This is a genomic window from uncultured Bradyrhizobium sp. (genome assembly GCF_964252615.1).
GTDB lineage: Bacteria > Pseudomonadota > Alphaproteobacteria > Rhizobiales > Xanthobacteraceae > Bradyrhizobium.
In genome coordinates, this window is the sequence record NZ_CAXUNQ010000004.1 from 74,607 (window position 1) to 88,949 (window position 14,343).

The following is a 14,343-nucleotide window of genomic DNA, read 5'->3' on the forward strand; positions in this document are numbered from 1 at the left end:
CTCATTGGGTCCATTCTGCAGAACTGCAAAGGGCCGGCCTCGCGCCGGCCTTTTGTTTAGCCCTGGCGAATCCAAAAATCGGCGGCATTTTCGCGATTTTATTAACCAGCTGACGCGATACTCCAGCGCGATTCAACCCTTGAATGTGACGAGCGACCTCAATGGCGTTGCCACCGACACCGGGCAAATTTGGACGATTGAGCTTCCGGCGTTTGCAATGGGGCATCGGCGGCAGTCTTTTTGCCGCCTTCGCGGCAATCGCCGGCATGGCTATCATTATCAGCACCGGGGCGGGCTTGGTACTGGACCAGTTCGGCGCGATGATGGTGGACCTGAGCGGACGCGATATTCCAAGGCTGGCCGCGAGCCTGCAGCTCGCGACCCAGAGTGCAGACCTTGCGAGTCAGGGGCCGGCACTGCTGGCCGCGCGCAGCGAAAAGACGCTCTCGGAACGCACCAGGACGATGAAGGAAACGCAGCAGAGCACGCTCGAAAAGCTCGGCGAAATCATCGAGCTCGGAGCCGACGGGAGCGTGGTGTCCAGCTTAAGCGAAACCGTCAAGAATATCGACGACACCATCCAGAGCCTCGGCGCCGCGGCAAGGGAACGGCTCGACGCCGCTGCCCAGCACGAAAAACTGTACCATGCGCTGCGCAGCGCCCAAGCCGGCTTCGTTGCTGCCGCTGGTCCGGTGATGGTCGACGCGCAGACGCGGATCAACGCCGTCCTGAGGTCCGCCAATCTCTCGTTGGATGACGCAACGGACGCAGCGCGGACGGTGGAGCAACTCGGCAGCGCCATCTCCTCCGCCAACCTGGTGGCCTCGGACATGATCGCTGCGCTGTCCGCCGACAGTGGGGGCACGCTCGAGGGCATCGAGAAGGAATTCAAGGAAACCAAGCCCCGCGTCAAATTCAACCTGGATCTGCTGCCGAAAAACAACAGCACCAAGGCCTTGAAGGAATCTGCGCTAAACTTGCTGGCGCTAGGCGAAGGCAAGACCGGCGTCTTCAAGGTTCGCCAAAAGGAACTCGACGCCGACGATTACGGCCAGATCGTTCTCGACGAGACTCGCAAGCTCAATGTCGGCCTTGGCATCAGCGTGAAGCAACTTGTCGACGGCGTGCGAACCGGCACCGATGCCGCGACCTGGCGCGCGCGGCAGAAGATTTCGCTTGCGACCATGGTGATGCTGGCGCTGGGCGGACTGACCCTGGTCGGCTCCGCGCTCTTCGTGTGGCTCTACGTCGGCCGCAATATCCTGCGACGAATCCGCGGCCTGCAGCGTTCAATGCAGCTGCTGTCCGATGGCGACCTGAACACCGAAATCCATCGCGGCCGGCAGAAGGACGAGATCGCGGTAATGGCAAGCTCGCTGGAGGTTTTTCGCGAGGGCATGATCGCCGCGCGTGAACTCGACGCAGCCCAGGACAAGGACCGCATCGCCAAGGCCGAGCGTGCCTCGCGCATGGAAGCGCGGATCATCGACTTCGAAGCCGCCGTCCGTATGGCGCTGGACGGCCTGCAGACCTCGGCAAACTCCATGCAAGCCACGGCGCAGAGCATGTCGGCGACCGCCGACCGTTCCAGCGCGCTGGTCAACGCAGTGGCATCCGCAGCCGAGGAGACATCCGTCAATGTTCAGACCGTGTCTTCGGGGACCGAACAACTCTCGTCGTCGATCTCGGAGATCGGCCGCCAGGTGATCAACTCGGCGCAGATTGCCGGCCAGGCCGTCACCGAAGCAGGCGAAACCGACGCCACCATGCAGGGGCTTGCCGAGAATGCGAGCCGCATCAGCATTGTAGTGGATCTTATCCAGACCATCGCCTCGCAAACTAATTTGCTGGCGCTTAACGCAACAATCGAAGCCGCGCGCGCGGGCGAAGCCGGCAGAGGTTTTGCGGTCGTCGCCTCCGAGGTGAAGAGCCTCGCCAATCAGACCGCGAAGGCCACCGACGAAATCCGCCACCAGATCGCCAACATGCAGTTGGTCGCGACCTCGGCGGTGGGCGCTATCCGGAACATCGGCCACACCATCGGCGAGATCAACGAAGTCACCACCGCCATTGCGGCCGCGGTCGAACAGCAGGGCGCTGCGACCCGCGAGATCGCCCGTAACATCCAGCACGCCGCGGGCGGCACCAGCGAGGTTTCCAGTAACATCATCGGCGTCAGCGCGGCGTCGGCGCAGGCCGGATCGGCCGCCGGCAAGGTACTCGACGCATCCGCCGCCCTTCGCCGCGAGGCCGACACCCTGCGCGATGAAATTCACGCCTTCCTCGCCAACATCCGGGCCGCCTGATCCCCGGCGGTCATCCAGCGGGGCCGGCAGAATTTAGGCTAGCGCCCCGCTAAATGTCCGGCTAAGCCGGACCCATGCATTCGAAAACCGACGCCATTCCCTCCTCGGTCGAGGCCCTGCGCTATCCTTGGGAGAATCATCCCGGTCCGGAGCAGGTGGTCGAGGTGATGCCGGGCGTGCTGTGGGTGCGGCTGAAGCTGCCGTTCCGCCTCAACCATGTGAACATCTACCTGCTCGCCGACGGCGACGGCTGGGCAATGATCGATTCCGGATTCGGCAACGAGGAATCGATCGCGGCGTGGACGACACTGTTCGAGGGTCCGCTCGCGCACGTCAAGATCACGCGGCTGATCGTGACCCATTCCCACCCCGATCATGTCGGTCTCGCCGGATGGATCGTCGAGCGCTTCAACTGCCCGCTTACCATGTCGCAGGTCGAATATCTGCAGTCGGTCTATCACCAGAACCGCGGCACTGAAGAACGCAAAATGGCACAACGCCTGTTCTTTCGCCGTCATGGCATGGACGAGACCCTGACCGACAAATTGCTCGGCCGCGGTCAGGATTACCTGAAGCGGGTGTCGGTCCTGCCCGCATCGTATCGGCGTATTTCGGACGGCGACGAGATTTCCATCGGTGCGCGCCGGTTCAAAGTCATCACCGGCGGCGGCCACGCGCTCGATCAGGTGATGCTGTATTGCGCCGCTGACAAGCTGTTCCTGTCGGCCGACCAAGTCCTGAGCAAGATATCGCCCAACGTCAGCGTCTGGGCGGTCGAGCCGGACCAGAACTCGCTCGGCGAATATCTCGCTTCATTGGCGAGCCTCACCACCACCCTGCCCTACGACCTGCTGGTGCTGCCCGGCCATGGCGTGCCATTCTATGGATTGAAGACCCGCATCAAACAACTGGCGGATCATCATGAGGAGCGCTGCGGACTGATCGCCAATGCTTGCCGGGAATCCCCGAAAACGTCGAGGGAACTGGTGCCTGTCGTGTTCCACAAGTATCCGCTCGACGTGCACCAGATGGGCTTTGCCGCCGGCGAGTTGATTGCACATGTCAATTATATGCTGGTCGAAGGGCGCCTGACGGCCGAGGATGCCGAGGGCGTGCTTCGCTTCAGGACGACGTAACCAGCCGACGGCGCTAGGCGCCGTTACAGGAATTTTGAAGCAGCCGAAGGTTCAAGCCGACGCGAACCCCAGTCGCGCGCTCAGAGCAGCCGCGTGCGGATAGCTTCCTCAACGGCAGCAAGATCCCGATTGGCTTTCTGCAGCTTCGCCTCGACCGCCTGGGCGCGAAACTCGGCGGCTACCGTTTTTTCTTCCGCCTGCACGATACGCGATTGAGCCTGCTGCAACGCTCGCGCTATGTCTTGAAGCTTGCAATTGAACTCATCGACGACCTCGCGGCGCGCCCGCTCCGCGGAATCGCGCTGGTTTTCGGCAAGCTGCAGTTTTTCCGTCAAGCTTGCGCACAAGGCGCGGGCGCGCGCGTCGGTTTCGCGGGCGCGCTTTTCCATGCCGTTGAAGATATCGGCGGCCTGATTCACCAGGTCGAGCGCCGTTGCGCCGTTGTCCGTCGCAGCGGCCTGCGTAAATCGCAATATGTTCGCGTTTTCGCCGGCCGAACGCTTTCCCCGGTAGTCCCACATGTCTTCACGAAGCTGCTGATTTGCGCGGAACGCCATATGAATGTGGCCTTTCGAAATCGTTGAGGTAAAAAACCTACTGCATACGTGGTAAAGAGCAGGTTAATCCTGCGCCGTGCTCCGGGTCGGATGATCCCCGCCTGGAGCAACCCCGCTGCCCGCTCCTTGCGGGCGCGAAAGCCCAATTCCGGCTCGACAGCAAACCTGGAAACGCTCTAAAAAGGGCTTATGCAGCCCGGCCCCGGTTCCGTTCAGGTTTTTGCAATGGATTACAGCAAGTTCTTTATTACCGCCCTCAGTCGCCTGCACGATGAACGGCGTTACCGGGTATTCGCCGACCTTGAGCGGCTGGCAGGCCGGTTTCCCCACGCGGTCTGGCATTCCCCGAAGGGCGCGCGCAACGTCGTCATCTGGTGCTCCAACGATTACCTCGGGATGGGACAGCATCCGAAGGTGGTGGGCGCGATGGTCGAAACCGCCACAAGGTCCGGTACCGGAGCGGGGGGGACCCGTAACATCGCAGGGACGCATCATCCGCTGGTACAGCTTGAGCGGGAACTGGCCGATTTGCACGGCAAGCAAGCCGCGCTGCTGTTCACCTCGGGCTATGTCTCAAATCAGACCGGCATCGCGACCATCGCCAAGCTCATTCCGAACTGCCTGATCCTGTCCGATGCGCTCAACCATAACTCGATGATCGAAGGCATCCGCCAATCCGGCTGCGAACGGCAACTGTTCCGCCATAGCGACATGGCACATCTCGAGCAGCTGCTGCGCGCCGCCGGTCCTGAGCGGCCGAAGCTGATCGCCTGCGAAAGCCTGTACTCGATGGATGGCGACATCGCGCCGTTGGAAAAGATCTGCGATCTTGCAGAGCGCTACGGCGCCATGACCTATGTCGATGAAGTACATGCGGTCGGCATGTACGGTCCGCGCGGCGGTGGCATCGCCGAGCGCGACGGCGTCATGCACCGGATCGATATCCTGGAAGGGACGCTGGCGAAAGCTTTCGGCTGCCTCGGCGGCTATATCGCCGCCACCGCGGATATCATCGACGCCGTGCGCTCCTACGCTCCCGGCTTCATCTTCACCACGGCCCTGCCGCCGGCGATCTGCTCCGCGGCGACCGCTGCGATCCGGCACCTGAAGACCTCGAACTGGGAGCGCGAACGCCATCAGGATCGCGCCGCCCGCGTCAAGGCGATCCTCACCGCGGCGGGCCTGCCGGTGATGTCGAGCGATACCCATATCGTGCCGGTTTTCGTCGGCGACCCCGAATTATGCAAACAGGCCAGCGACATCCTGCTCGAAGAGCACAACATCTACATCCAGCCGATCAATTATCCGACCGTGGCCAAGGGCACCGAGCGCCTGAGGATCACGCCCTCGCCCTATCACGAGGACGGATTGATCGATCAGTTGGCAGAAGCCCTGCTGCAGGTCTGGGAACGGCTCGATCTGCCGCTGCGCGCGAAATCCCTCGCGGCGGAATAGTCGTGCCGCGTTCGTCGCGGCGCTTGGTGCTGCCAGTGAACCGGCTTTCCTGATATGGCGGAATTGCCTGTCGCTTACTCCCAGGCAAAACGCTAGGTTTGCCAGGGGCCCGGAAAGCTGGTCATTCCGGGGGGCGCGCCTATGCGCGATTCCGGACTCCAGAACCATGCCTCGGTTCTAGGATTCCGGGTCTTGCGTGCGTCGCGCGCATCCCGGAATGACGGCGGAGCGCAAGGAGCAGGCATAATGCTGCACGACTGGGGCGTGATCGCAGTCGCATTCGGCTACATCGGGTTCCTGTTCTGCGTTGCCAGCTATGGCGACCGCGTTTCGCTGCTGCAGCGCGGCCGCGCCAGCGCGCTGATCTATCCGTTGTCGCTGGGAATCTACTGCACCTCCTGGACGTTTTTCGGTTCAGTCGGGTCCGCGACCCGTACCAGCACCGATTTTCTCGCGATCTATGTCGGTCCCATCTTGATGATATGCGTCTGCACGCCGCTGCTGCGCCGCGTGATCCACCTGGCGAAATCACAGAACATCACCTCGATCGCGGACTTCATCGCCGCACGCTACGGCAAGAGTCAGGCAGTCGCGGCGACGGTCGCCTGCATCGCCATCGTCGGATCGGTGCCCTACATCGCGCTGCAGCTCAAGGCGATGGCGTCGTCGCTCGAAACAATCCTAAGCGAGGACCAGGCCTTTTCCCGCATTCCGATCATCGGAGACATCGCGCTGGTCGTAACCCTGGCGATGGCGGTATTCGCCGTGCTGTTCGGTACCCGCCAGAGCGATGCGACCGAGCACCAGCACGGACTGATGCTGGCCGTCGCCACCGAATCCATCATCAAACTCGTGGCCTTCATCGCTGCCGGCGCGTTCGTCACATTCTGGATGTTCGGTCCGGTCGAACTCGTCGAACGCGCAATGAAAACACCGGAAGCGGTGCGGACCATCGAATATACCCCGTCGGTCATCACATTCGTGACCATGGTATTGCTGTCGTTTTGCGCGATTATGCTGCTGCCTCGGCAATTTCACGTCAGCGTGGTGGAAAACACCGATGACGCCGAGGTTAGCCGTGCGCGTTGGCTGTTTCCACTATATCTGGCCGCCATCAATCTGTTCGTGATCCCGATCGCACTCGCCGGCCTCGTCACCTTTCCGTTCGGCGCCGTCGACAGCGACATGTACATGCTGGCGCTGCCGATCGAGGCGAACTCTGCCTGGCTTAGCATCGGCGTATTCATCGGCGGCCTGTCGGCGGCGACCGCCATGGTGATCGTGGAATGCGTTGCATTGTCGATCATGGTGTCCAACGACATTGTGGTCCCGCTGGTTTTGCAACGCAGCCGAGAATCGCGCGCCGGCGCCAAGGATTTCGGCAACTTCCTGCTCAGGGTGCGGCGCTTCGCGATTTTTGCCATCATGATGATGGCGTATTGTTACTACCGTGCCGCGCTGGGCAATACCCAGTTGGCCGCAATCGGCCTGTTGTCGTTCGCCGCCATCGCGCAATTCGCGCCGGCATTCTTCGGCGGCCTGGTCTGGCGCCGCGCGACCGCGTCGGGCGCCATCGGCGGCATGCTGGTCGGCTTCGCGGTCTGGCTCTACACGCTGTTTCTTCCAAGTTTCATGGACGGAAATACCGCCGGTCTGCTGATGCTTCAGCACGGACCGTTCGGCATCGAGGCGCTGCGCCCGCAGGCGCTGTTCGGCGCGGATTTGTCGCCGATGACCCACGGCGTGCTGTGGAGCCTGTCGCTCAACATCCTGGCCTATGTTGTGCTATCGCTGCTGCGCCAGCCCTCGTCGATCGAGCGGTTGCAGGCCGAAGTTTTCGTTCCGAACAAACTCACGCCGATGACGCCGACGTTCCGGCGCTGGCGCACCACCGTGACGGTGCACGACATCCTCTCGACCGTTGCGCAATATATCGGCCCGGAGCGCGCCCGCGAATCCTTCGAGGCCTTCGCCGCCAGCCATCGCGTCAGCCTCGAGCCGGCCGCGCCCGCGGATTTTGAATTGCTGCAGCATTCCGAGCACCTGATCGCATCGTCGATCGGGGCGGCGTCGTCGCGGCTCGTGATGTCGCTGCTGCTGCGCAAGCGCGCCGTCTCCGCCAGGGCTGCGCTGAAATTGCTGGACGACTCCCACGCCGCGCTGCATTTCAATCGCGAAATGCTGCAGACCGCGCTCAATCACGTGCGGCAGGGCATCGCCGTCTTCAATCCGGATCTGCAACTGATCTGCTCCAACCGGCAGTTCGGCGAGATTCTCGGCCTGCCGTCGCATCTCGTGCAGATCGGCATTCCGCTTCGGGAAATCCTCGAGTTCCTCGGCGCCATCAGCCCGTCGGCCTTCGGTGACAACGACGCGCTGATGGAGATGCGCCTGACTGCCTACACCACCGAAGGCGAGCCCTATCTCGAGCGTCTTCCGGACCGGCACATGGTGATCGAGGTGCGAGCCAACCGGATGCCCGGCGGCGGACTGGTCATTACCTTCTCCGATGTGACGCCTTCCTTCGAGGCCGCCGAAGCGCTCGAGCGCGCCAATGCGACCCTGGAAAAACGCGTGCGGGATCGCACCGAGGAACTGACGCGCCTGAATTCCGAACTGGCGCTCGCCAAAAGCGCCGCCGAGGACGCCAGCATCTCGAAAACGCGGTTCCTGGCCGCCGCGAGCCATGACATCCTGCAGCCGCTCAACGCCGCGCGGCTCTATGTAACGAGCCTGGTGGAACGCCAGAACGGCGGCGAGGACTCGCGGCTGGTCGAAAACATCGACGATTCGCTCGAAGCCATCGAAGAAATCCTCGGCGCGCTGCTGGATATCTCGCGACTCGACGCCGGCGTCATGAAACCCTCGATCACCAGTTTCCGGATCGGCGACCTGATGCGCTCGCTGGAGATCGAGTTCGCGCCGGTCGCGCGCGCCAAGGGCCTCCGGCTGACATTCGTGCCATCCTCGTTGCCGGTGGAATCCGACCGGCTGCTGCTGCGGCGGTTGTTACAGAACCTGATTTCCAACGCCATAAAATATACCCCGCACGGTCGCGTGCTGATCGGCTGCCGCCGCCATGGCGCTTCGCTGCAGATCGGCGTCTATGATACCGGCGTCGGCGTTCCTATTCTCAAGCGCGGGGAGATCTTCAAGGAGTTTCACCGGCTCGAACAGGGCGCGCGGATCGCACGCGGCCTTGGATTGGGATTGTCGATCGTGGAGCGCCTCGCACGCGTGCTTAACCACGGTATCGCGCTCGATGCCAATGTCGGCGGCGGCTCATTCTTCTCGGTCACGGTGCCGGTGGCGAAAACAATCACCTTTACCTCGACGGTAACCAGCGCGACGCCGCTGTCGAAAGCCCCCATGAGCGGTACGCTGATCGTCTGCATTGAAAACGATCTTGCGATACTGGACGGCATGCGGACGCTGTTGACGGCGTGGGACGCCAAGGTCATCGCGGTATCCGATCCGGAAGCCGCGATTGCGGCGATCGAGGCGGCCGGCGAGCGGGTCACCGGACTGCTGGTAGATTACCACCTTGATCGGGGCAACGGCGTCGCCGCAATCCGCGATATTCGCCATCGTTTCGGCGAAAGCATTCCGGCAATCCTCGTCACCGCCGATCGCAGTCCGAACGTCCGGCTGGCCGCACGGCAGGAGAACATCGCCGTGCTCAACAAGCCGGTAAAACCGGCTTCGTTGCGGGCGTTGCTAGGCCAGTGGCGCGCCCAACAGGTGATGGCGGCGGAATGATGTTACGAAAGCCGGCCCGCTGCACCGTGATCACGCGCCAGGACGCCACTGCCCACCGGCGATTTTTGCGGCGGCGATTACCGCCTGGGTACGGCTTTCGACGCCGAGTTTCTGGAGAATCGCGGAGACGTGCGCCTTGATGGTCGCTTCCGACACCCCGAGTTCGTAGGCGATCTGCTTGTTGAGCAGGCCTTCCGACAACATCATCAGCACGCGCACCTGCTGCGGGGTCAGCGTCACCAGCCGGTCGCGCAGCCGCGTCATGTCCGGATCGGCCGCGGACGTCAGATCGACATCCGGCGGAATCCATACGTCGCCTTCCATGACTTTCAGAATGGCGTCGCGCAGGGTCTCGACCCCGAAACGTTTGGGAATGAATCCTGACGCGCCGAAATCCAGCGATCTCCGGATTGTTCCAACGTCGTCGCTGGCCGAAACGATCACCACGGGAATCGCCGGATACTGCGCGCGCAAATAGATCAGGCCCGAGAAACCGCTGATTCCGGGCATGGTCAGATCAAGCATGATCAGGTCGACGTCGGAATCCTGTTCGAGCAGCGCGGTGAGTTCTTCGAACGACCCGGCGTCATCGATTTTCGCGGAGGTCACGACGCTCCCGACCGCCTGTCGCAGCGCATCGCGAAACAGTGGATGATCATCGGCAATGACGAGATGCGTGCTGGTGGCGGGCGTCATTTACTTCTTGTGATACCGTTGCGGCAAACCCGTGACCATTATGTGGCAGCGGTCATGCTGGTTTCTTGCCCCATAATTGTCCCCTTATGGAAGACGCGTTGCAAGCGCACAATGGCGCCATGCCCGCGCACGGCGGATTGTGCGTTGCAGCACAACCAGGATGGAGGGTCCGCGCCAGAGTGCGCTGCATGAAACACCGCGTTCAGCGGGCCAAAAGTCTTATTGGGGGAGCTTTCACGGCGATGTTACCTTGGGTTTGAAACTCCATGCATCCGTCCGGCGGAGATCGGCGCATCGGGGCGACTTGAATTAACAATTTCGGGGAGCGATCCAAACATGTCCACGATAGCAGCAGCACCGGCCGGATCCGGCGGGATGACGAAAGACGAACGTTTCGTCATTCTCGCATCGTCGCTCGGCACTGTTTTCGAATGGTACGATTTTTACCTTTACGGATCGCTGGCCGGCATTATCGGGGCGCAGTTCTTCAGCGCCTATCCGCCGGCGACGCGCGATATCTTCGCGCTGCTCGCTTTCGCGGCCGGCTTCCTGGTCCGTCCCTTCGGCGCCATCGTATTCGGACGCATCGGCGACATCGTCGGACGCAAATACACCTTCCTCGTCACCATCCTGATCATGGGCCTGTCCACTTTCATCGTCGGCCTGCTGCCTAACGCCGCCACGATCGGCTTTGCGGCACCGGTGATCCTGATCGCGTTGCGTCTGGCGCAAGGACTGGCGCTCGGCGGCGAGTATGGCGGCGCTGCGACCTATGTGGCCGAGCATTCGCCGCAGGGCAAACGCGGTTACTACACCTCGTTCATTCAAACCACGGCCACGCTCGGCCTGTTCCTGTCGCTGCTGGTGATCCTGTTCACGCGAACCGCGCTTGGCGAGGCGGATTTCGCCGCCTGGGGCTGGCGCATTCCGTTCCTGGTGTCGGTGCTTCTACTCGGCATCTCGGTCTGGATCCGGCTGCGTTTGAATGAGTCGCCGGTGTTTCAGAAGATGAAGGACGAAGGCAGGGGCTCAAGCTCGCCGCTGAAGGATGCTTTCGCAAACTGGAGCAACGCCAAGATCGTCATCCTCGCATTGATCGGCGGCACCATGGGTCAGGGCGTGGTCTGGTACACCGGCCAGTTCTACGCGCTGTTCTTCATGCAATCGATCCTCAAGGTCGATGGCTATACTGCCAACCTGCTGATTGCGTGGTCGCTGCTGCTCGGCACCGGCTTCTTCATCGTGTTCGGCGCGCTCTCCGACAGGATCGGCCGCAAGCCGATCATTCTGGCAGGCTGCCTGATCGCGGCGCTGACCTTCTTCCCGATCTTCAAGATGATCACGACCAACGCCAACCCGGCGCTGGAAAAGGCCATCGAGACGGTCAAGGTCGATGTGGTGGCCGATCCCGCAGGTTGCGGCGATCTGTTCAACCCGGTCGGCACGCGCGTCTTCACCTCGCCGTGCGACACCGCCCGCGCCTATCTGGCGCAGCAGTCGGTCAAGTACTCGACCACCTCCGGTGCCGCCGGCTCGGGCGTGAAGGTCGTCGTCAATGGCAAGGACGTGCCCTACACGGCGGCGGCTTCGAATCCGCAGGTGCTGGCAGCCGTGCAGGCGGCCGGCTATCCGAAGCCGGGCGAGGCCGGTATCGTGAAGATGACGAACCCGTTCGATATCTTCCGGCCGCAGGTGGCGGCGATCATCGGACTCCTGTTCATCCTGGTGATCTTCGTCACCATGGTGTACGGACCGATCGCCGCGATGCTGGTCGAACTGTTCCCGACCCGCATCCGCTACACCTCGATGTCGTTGCCTTATCACATCGGCAACGGCTGGTTCGGCGGACTGCTGCCCGCGACCTCGTTCGCGATCGTGGCCTCGACCGGAGATATCTACGCCGGCCTGTGGTATCCCATCGTCTTTGCCGCAATCACCGCGGTCGTGGGCTTCTTCTTCCTGCCCGAAACCAAGGACATCGATATCAGCAAGACCTGAGATTGTTGGTCCTGCGGCGATCGACGCCGCCTGGATGACGTTCAACAGACCGGCCGCGGATCGCTCCGCGGCCGGCCTTGTTTCAGCGGGTGCTCCCTACAAACTGCAGCACGATCTCGCGCCGATGCGGGCGGTTGCGGTGCTCGATCAGATAGATCGCCTGCCACGTCCCCAGCGCAAGCCTGCCGTTGAGCACCGGGATGTGCAGCGACGTCGCGGTCAGCATGGTCTTGACGTGCGCGGGCATGTCATCGGGGCCTTCGGCGTCGTGGGTCCAGCCGGCATCCACGGGCGCGAAGCGATCCAGCGCCGTCATCAGGTCGTCGAGCACCGACGGATCGGCATTTTCCTGGATCGTCAGCGACGCCGAGGTGTGGCGGATGAACAGCGTTACCGCGCCCTCGTTTGCTGAAGTTTGTTCGACGAATTTTGCGACCTCGCCGGTAAGATCGACAAAGCCGCCGCCGCGTGTCTGGACGGTGAGCGTGCTCGACACAAGGGTGTCGGCGGTGACCGTGGATAACGGGGTCCATGACAGGGATCGGGGGGAGCTCACTCAAATCTTCCCGGAAAAATCCTTTTGCATGCGCTGCGCGATTTCGACCAGCCGCCGCCAGGTCTGCTCCAGGAACGACATCATGCGATCCATATCGCGGTCGCTCGGGAGCGGAATTTCGATCTTGCGCTCGGCATCGGCTTTCGGCGGCGCCGGCTTCAGCGAATCCTGCTTCGGCAACGGCTCGTCGATCTTGCCGGTGACGGTCGGCTCGCGCGCCGCCAGTTGCGCTTTCAGCTTCTCGTTGTCGTTCAGCAGCCGGCCGATTTCCTGCTCAAGCGCGGCGCGCTCGTCGGGGACGGCATAGCACGCCCAGCCTGCGCCGGAACTGCTGCAGGTCGAAACCGCACCGGTGCGGGTATCAAGCCGGATCACGCCATCGGCAACCGGCGACAGCGCATAGCGTCCGTTCTCGATATCCGGCACCGACTGCGCCGTCGCGGCGCCAATCCCGCCGAGACAAACAACCGACGTGGCCATGACGGATAGTTTTTTCATGCAAGATTGTTTCGGCGACGTCATGATCTGCTCCGCCTCGAACCGTCAAGAACGCGCTCACCCTTGCGGGCGATAGGGCGCGCGGCCCGATTTCAACGCATCCGCAAGCAATTCGATCCGGTCCTGTCCCCAGAACGCTTCGCCATCGAGCACGTATGCAGGCGAACCGAATACGTCAACGGCCAGCGCCTCCTGCCGGTTCGTTTCGTAGATGACGCTGATGTCGTCGGACAATGAGCGTTGCACCAGCGCTTTGCCGGGAAGTCCCGAATCATCGGCTATTTTTGCCACCGTCTCGGGATCTGCAAGATTGAGTTGATCCTCCCAGACGGCTGCGAATGCCCGCCGGAGGAAAGCATCCGGATCATGTCCCGCCTCGATGGCTGCGATCACCGCGCCGTCCGCCAACCGGCCATTGAACGGAGAATATTTCGGTTTCAGATGAAAATTGAGCCCGCGTTTTTCCCGCCAGCGCTGCAGCTCAAGCATCCGGTAACGCTGCCTTACCGGATGACGTTTGACCAACGGCAGCCCACCGCTCTCTGAAAACAGGTCGACCAGCAATACCGGCTTATGATTTACCCCGATGCCGTAGGTACGTACGACGTCACGGAATAATCGGTGCCCGATATAGGCCCACGGGGAGGAAAGCGAAAAATAGTAGTCGATCTGACGCGGCATGCCGACTCCGACGGGAGAATTGCAAACACCGCGCCATCCCAACAGACCCGCCAACGCGGCGCAAGGCGATCGTCGCGTGAGTCCGCTATTGCAGTGCGGCGACCGGTTCGCCGCTTGGGTCGATTCCATCGAAATATGCAGGTAGATCAACTATCTAGCGGGTTAAGGCACAATCTTGACTTGACCTATCGCGGTCAGTATGGTCCGCGCGGCTTTTGAGGGTGACGGGCGAGTTTTCCATCAACCGCGGCATTGTTCGGGTGGTCCACAGCATGGCGGGCGGCGCGAACGACGGCAGAGATGGAGATCGCGAACCATCGTCATCGGATGAAGCTGCGCTTTCCGCAAGGCTCGGAAGTCTGGATCGCCGGTTGTCCGAGTTAGGGGGCAGCCGCAAATCCCAGGCGGATCAGACCGGAGCTGGAAGCGGAGACGGCGCCGCCAGAGCCTCGGCGATGGCGCGTGGTTTTCGCCTTTCATCCGAGTTGATAGCGGGCGTGATCGTCGGGGGCCTGATCGGGTGGGGGTTCGACCGTTTGCTGTCGACGTCGCCCTGGGGATTGATCGTGTTCGTCCTGATCGGCTTCGCCGCCGGCGTTCTGAACGTGATCCGCTCCGCGGGTGCCGTCCCCGACAGGACGGCCCGGTAACGGGCGCGCAACGACGAGACGATTGATTTCAACGCCGGCACAACCGCCGCA

13 protein-coding genes are annotated in these 14,343 nt (G+C 62.2%); 7 read left to right on the forward strand and 6 right to left on the reverse strand.

Annotation, left to right across the window (positions count from 1 at the left end; all coding sequences use genetic code 11):
* Position 1: 1 nt before the first annotated feature.
* Positions 2-268, reverse strand: coding sequence for a hypothetical protein (locus tag ACFE72_RS03965; RefSeq protein ID WP_375411882.1), 267 nt, complete (start codon positions 266-268; stop codon positions 2-4).
* Here ACFE72_RS03965 and ACFE72_RS03970 point away from each other — a divergent pair.
* On the forward strand, positions 162-2,306 hold the full coding sequence (locus ACFE72_RS03970) for a methyl-accepting chemotaxis protein (RefSeq protein ID WP_375411758.1): 2,145 nt from the start codon (positions 162-164) through the stop codon (positions 2,304-2,306). The genes ACFE72_RS03965 and ACFE72_RS03970 overlap by 107 nt on opposite strands.
* Positions 2,307-2,380: 74 nt before the next feature.
* Positions 2,381-3,442 (forward strand): MBL fold metallo-hydrolase, encoded by a 1,062-nt coding sequence (locus ACFE72_RS03975; protein WP_375411759.1) that lies wholly within the window; start codon positions 2,381-2,383, stop codon positions 3,440-3,442.
* 80 nt (positions 3,443-3,522) lie between these two features.
* On the opposite strand, the gene ACFE72_RS03980 is transcribed toward ACFE72_RS03975, so the two are convergent.
* Positions 3,523-3,645, reverse strand: coding sequence for a hypothetical protein (locus tag ACFE72_RS03980; RefSeq protein ID WP_375411760.1), 123 nt, complete (start codon positions 3,643-3,645; stop codon positions 3,523-3,525).
* A gap of 9 nt (positions 3,646-3,654) precedes the next feature.
* Here ACFE72_RS03980 and ACFE72_RS03985 point away from each other — a divergent pair, with 9 nt between their 5' ends.
* The 3 genes from ACFE72_RS03985 (at position 3,655) to ACFE72_RS03995 (ending at position 9,213) form a co-directional block, all read left to right on the forward strand.
* Positions 3,655-4,026, forward strand: coding sequence for a hypothetical protein (locus ACFE72_RS03985; protein ID WP_375411761.1), 372 nt, complete (start codon positions 3,655-3,657; stop codon positions 4,024-4,026).
* Between the two features lie 198 nt (positions 4,027-4,224).
* Positions 4,225-5,454, forward strand: coding sequence for a 5-aminolevulinate synthase (gene hemA, locus ACFE72_RS03990; protein ID WP_375411762.1), 1,230 nt, complete (start codon positions 4,225-4,227; stop codon positions 5,452-5,454).
* Between the two features lie 246 nt (positions 5,455-5,700).
* The gene (locus ACFE72_RS03995; protein WP_375411763.1) at positions 5,701-9,213 is read left to right on the forward strand and encodes a NahK/ErcS family hybrid sensor histidine kinase/response regulator; all 3,513 of its coding nucleotides are present in this window, start codon (positions 5,701-5,703) and stop codon (positions 9,211-9,213) included.
* Positions 9,214-9,243: 30 nt separating this feature from the next.
* On the opposite strand, the gene ACFE72_RS04000 is transcribed toward ACFE72_RS03995, so the two are convergent.
* On the reverse strand, positions 9,244-9,909 hold the full coding sequence (locus tag ACFE72_RS04000; protein ID WP_375411764.1) for a response regulator: 666 nt from the start codon (positions 9,907-9,909) through the stop codon (positions 9,244-9,246).
* Between the two features lie 375 nt (positions 9,910-10,284).
* On the opposite strand from ACFE72_RS04000, the gene ACFE72_RS04005 reads away from it, so the two are divergent.
* Positions 10,285-11,907, forward strand: a complete 1,623-nt coding sequence (locus tag ACFE72_RS04005) for an MFS transporter (RefSeq protein ID WP_375411765.1) — start codon at positions 10,285-10,287, stop codon at positions 11,905-11,907.
* An 82-nt stretch (positions 11,908-11,989) separates the two neighbouring features.
* Here the strand turns inward: ACFE72_RS04005 and ACFE72_RS04010 are convergent, their stop codons facing one another.
* The 3 genes from ACFE72_RS04010 to ACFE72_RS04020 are packed head-to-tail and all read right to left on the reverse strand — an operon-like array spanning position 11,990 to position 13,642.
* Positions 11,990-12,463, reverse strand: coding sequence for a secondary thiamine-phosphate synthase enzyme YjbQ (locus tag ACFE72_RS04010; RefSeq protein ID WP_375411766.1), 474 nt, complete (start codon positions 12,461-12,463; stop codon positions 11,990-11,992).
* On the reverse strand, positions 12,464-12,961 hold the full coding sequence (locus ACFE72_RS04015) for a hypothetical protein (RefSeq protein ID WP_375411767.1): 498 nt from the start codon (positions 12,959-12,961) through the stop codon (positions 12,464-12,466).
* Between the two features lie 57 nt (positions 12,962-13,018).
* Positions 13,019-13,642, reverse strand: coding sequence for a 2-hydroxychromene-2-carboxylate isomerase (locus tag ACFE72_RS04020; RefSeq protein ID WP_375411768.1), 624 nt, complete (start codon positions 13,640-13,642; stop codon positions 13,019-13,021).
* A gap of 272 nt (positions 13,643-13,914) precedes the next feature.
* Between ACFE72_RS04020 and ACFE72_RS04025 the strand changes: the two genes are divergently transcribed.
* On the forward strand, positions 13,915-14,292 hold the full coding sequence (locus ACFE72_RS04025; RefSeq protein ID WP_375411870.1) for an AtpZ/AtpI family protein: 378 nt from the start codon (positions 13,915-13,917) through the stop codon (positions 14,290-14,292).
* Positions 14,293-14,343 lie beyond the last annotated feature (51 nt).